Source organism: Streptomyces sp. NPDC058373 (genome assembly GCF_042723275.1).
In the GTDB taxonomy this organism is placed as follows: Bacteria; Actinomycetota; Actinomycetes; order Streptomycetales; family Streptomycetaceae; genus Streptomyces.
In genome coordinates, this window is sequence record NZ_JBHXJE010000010.1 from 1 (window position 1) to 3,201 (window position 3,201).

At 67.6% G+C, this 3,201-nt stretch carries 6 protein-coding genes; 2 read left to right on the plus strand and 4 right to left on the minus strand.

From position 1 onward, the window contains the following. Positions 1–552: 552 nt before the first annotated feature. From rpsR to rpmG, 4 genes are read right to left on the minus strand one after another with little or no spacing between them, the layout of a single operon-like run. Complete coding sequence (gene rpsR / locus ACFWMZ_RS09000; RefSeq protein ID WP_383200446.1) at positions 553–792, minus strand: 30S ribosomal protein S18; 240 nt, start codon at positions 790–792, stop codon at positions 553–555. Between the two features lie 45 nt (positions 793–837). Next, positions 838–1,992 carry a CobW family GTP-binding protein gene (locus tag ACFWMZ_RS09005; protein WP_383200449.1) on the minus strand — a complete coding sequence of 385 codons (1,155 nt, stop codon included), beginning with the start codon at positions 1,990–1,992 and terminating at the stop codon, positions 838–840. Continuing rightward, positions 1,992–2,246, minus strand: a complete 255-nt coding sequence (locus tag ACFWMZ_RS09010; RefSeq protein WP_383171746.1) for a type B 50S ribosomal protein L31 — start codon at positions 2,244–2,246, stop codon at positions 1,992–1,994. The genes ACFWMZ_RS09005 and ACFWMZ_RS09010 overlap by 1 nt, the downstream gene beginning before the upstream one ends. A 39-nt stretch (positions 2,247–2,285) precedes the next feature. After that, positions 2,286–2,450, minus strand: a complete 165-nt coding sequence (gene rpmG / locus ACFWMZ_RS09015; RefSeq protein WP_383171748.1) for a 50S ribosomal protein L33 — start codon at positions 2,448–2,450, stop codon at positions 2,286–2,288. A 70-nt stretch (positions 2,451–2,520) separates the two neighbouring features. Here rpmG and rpmB point away from each other — a divergent pair, with 70 nt between their 5' ends. After that, complete coding sequence (gene rpmB, locus ACFWMZ_RS09020; RefSeq protein ID WP_383200451.1) at positions 2,521–2,757, plus strand: 50S ribosomal protein L28; 237 nt, start codon at positions 2,521–2,523, stop codon at positions 2,755–2,757. Beyond that, positions 2,757–3,062 carry a 30S ribosomal protein S14 gene (gene rpsN, locus ACFWMZ_RS09025; RefSeq protein WP_383171752.1) on the plus strand — a complete coding sequence of 102 codons (306 nt, stop codon included), beginning with the start codon at positions 2,757–2,759 and terminating at the stop codon, positions 3,060–3,062. The genes rpmB and rpsN overlap by 1 nt, the downstream gene beginning before the upstream one ends. The last annotated feature ends 139 nt before the right edge of the window (positions 3,063–3,201 follow it).

Consider the following 3,201-nt stretch of genomic DNA (forward strand, 5'->3'; position numbering starts at 1 on the left):
GGGGCACCCCTCCTGTCCGTGTACTGAGGTTGCCGTGGCCGACGGCGGACCTGTCAGTGTTCAGCGCTCGTCCCAGCGGCCTTCGTGGAAGGCGCGCCGATGCCCGTCGTGTATGTAATCGAGGTGATCACCGTGCGGGATGGCGGCGTGTCCGCAGTTCATCCCGTGCTGATGTTCATATCCCTCGTGCACGGCGTGTGTGGGATTCACGCAATCGTCCACACGGTCGCCGTGCACGCGGTGAAGATGGCCGTGGTGTGCGTAGTCGGTGTGGTCATGACGCGGAAGCGCTACGTGACCTCAACCGGGACCATGCTGGTGGGGATGGGCCGGGACGGGCTGGTGCGCCGCAGCTGTGGGCATCTCGCTGGCTCCTTCTCAGTCGTACTGTCTGGAAGGCGCCGACTTCGCTTGCCGCGCGACGAGACAAGAGGATGTCCGGCATTTCCACCCCCTAACTCTGTTCGAGGGACACCGCCTGCGGCTCAGGTGGCGCAGATGACCCTCACCAGAAGGGTGGCGTGACAGACGAAATGCTCAGAGGCTGTCAGATCACCGACTGGTCGAGTACGGCAGCAGGGCCATTTCGCGCGCGTTCTTGATCGCGGTGGCGATCTGTCGTTGCTGTTGAGCGCTGACGCGCGTCACCCGGCGGCTGCGGATCTTGCCCCGGTCGGACATGAACTTCCGCAGCAGGTCCGTGTCCTTGTAGTCGATGTAGGTGATCTTGGCCGCGTCAAGGGGGTTCGGGCGATTCTTGGCGGGCTTGCGGGGGTCCTGTCGGCGAGCCATCGGTTCTCCTGGGAGTTGTGGGGTCGGGGATCGGGCGGCCGGTCGTCAGCGCACCGGGTCGAGAAGGGAGTCGAACGCGGCCGGCAGCCTTTTCCAGCTGTCGCGTCCCGCTCGGAATTCAGCATCGGTCAGCAGGCAGGAGTCCAGCAGGGCGGTGAGTCCCTGCCGGTCGAGACTGGGGGAGATGAACACCAGGTGCTGGCATCGGTCGCCGTGGTCCGGGTGCCAGTCCAGCGCGGCCGCCGCGCGGCGGAACGGCGGAACCATCTCCCAGGCGGCATCCGGCAAGGAGGCGAGCCAGGGGCCGACGTCCTCGACGCACAGGGCGCCTCCGGCCGCGTCCCAGGACAGGAGAGTGTCGGGCCGGTCCGCCAGCCAGAATCGCCCCCGACTGCGAGCGGCCGCGCAGCTCAGGTCCTCCAAGGCGTCGTACAGGCGTTCAGGGTGGAAGGGGCGGTGCTTGCGCCACACGAGGGTGCTCACCCCGGCTTCCTCTGCCTCCTGCGGGAGGAGGGCGCAGGCCGGGTGCTGGCCGGCGCCGGCCGCTTCGACGTCGAACCCGGCGAGGGCCAGTTCCAGCAGCTCTTCTGATCCCGCGGCGGTGCGCCGTGCGGTGGGGTGCATCTGGCCGATCAGCGCCAGGTCCTCCTCGTCTGCCGCTTCGTCCTCCGTGAGGGCGATGACGGAGGCGTATTCGAGCTGTCTGGCCCATGTGTCACCGACCGTCCGCTGGTCCTCGGCTGCGGCGGGCAAGCCGGCCTCGGCAAGGTCGTCGCCGTTGACGAGGTAAGGCAGCACGAGGGCGGGATGCACAGCCGTGATCACGCTGGTCACCTCCATCAGCCCTTCGCCATGTGCGGCGACGACTTCGGCCATCGGCTTCGGTTCGACGGAGTCCCACAGCTCGACGATGGCCGTTCGGGTCACGCCGTCGGTGGCCAGGCGCTCCAGCTCCGGCATCAGGTCCTCACGCAGAGCGCAGCACGCGCAGTCGTTCACCAGGCTGGCGTCACCACGGGACAGCACTTCGGAGGCGTTCCTCACGCTACGGTGCACTGCTCCGTCGCCCGCAGCCGTCAAGTCGTGGTGCAGGGCCACGCTGTGCGGCAACCCGCGGAGCAGTCCTTCCACCACCTCGGTGCGGGCTTCGGAGTGAAGTCCACCGACAAGGACGACGGGCAGCTTCCGGTCGCTCCCCATTACCGGCCCTCGCGCCGTCCGTAGCGGCGTTCGAAGCGCTCCACCCGGCCTGCCGTGTCCAGTACGCGGGCGGTACCGGTGTAGAAGGGGTGGCTCGCGGAGGAGATCTCCACGTCGACCACCGGATAGGTGTGTCCGTCCTCCCACTCGACGGTCCGGTCGCTGGTCAGGGTGGAGCGAGTGAGGAAGGCGAAGTCTGCGGCCTTGTCGCGGAAGACGACGGGGGCGTAGCTGGGGTGGATTCCGGGCTTCATGAGGGGTCCTAGAAGTGAGTCTCGGCGGAGGAGGTGGAGTCAGCGCTCTTCGCGGAAGTCGACGTGACGGCCGGCGGCCGGGTCGAACTTGCGCAGCACCAGCCGGTCGGGGTTGTTCCGCCGGTTCTTGCGGGTGACGTAGGTGTAGCCGGTCCCAGCGGTGGATCGGAGCTTGATGACCGGTCGTACTTCGTTGCGAGCCATGGCGCTACTATATGGCAATGGTTTCCATGTTCAAGAATGGGAGCCGGATCGACGAGAGGTAGGGAACCCCGTGTCCGCCCACTGCCAACTGACCGGCGCACAGCCGGGCTTCGGCAACAACATCTCCCACTCGCACCGCCGCACGTCACGCCGGTTCGATCCGAACATCCAGCGCAAGCGCTACTGGCTTCCCAGTGAGGGGCGGTACGTGCGCCTGACGCTCAGCGCCAGGGCGATCAAGACGGTCGACACGATCGGCATCGAAGCGGCTGTCGCACGTATCCGTGCACGGGGAGTGAAGGTCTGATGGCCAAGAAGAGCAAGATCGCGCAGAACGAGAAGCGCAAGGTGATCGTCGAGCGGTACGCCGCCCGGCGCGCGGAGCTGAAGGAGATCATCCGCCGCCCCGGCACTCCGGAGGCCGAGCGGACAGCCGCGGTACAGGAACTCCGGCGCCAGCCGCGGAACGCCAGCGCGACCAGAGTCCGTAACCGGGACAGCGTGGACGGCCGCCCTCGTGGCCACCTGCGGAAGTTCGGACTCTCCCGGGTCCGGGTGAGGGAGCAGGCGCACGCTGGATTTCTTCCCGGTGTGACGAAGTCCTCCTGGTGATTCTTGGTTGACGGGTGGTGGGGGGGGGGGGGGGGGGGCCCCCCCCCCCCGCAGTTTTGAAGCGACACCACCGCGACAATCGGCAACGAGTCTGACGAGCCGGCGCGCCGCCCACGCCCCGGAACACCCGGATGGCGCC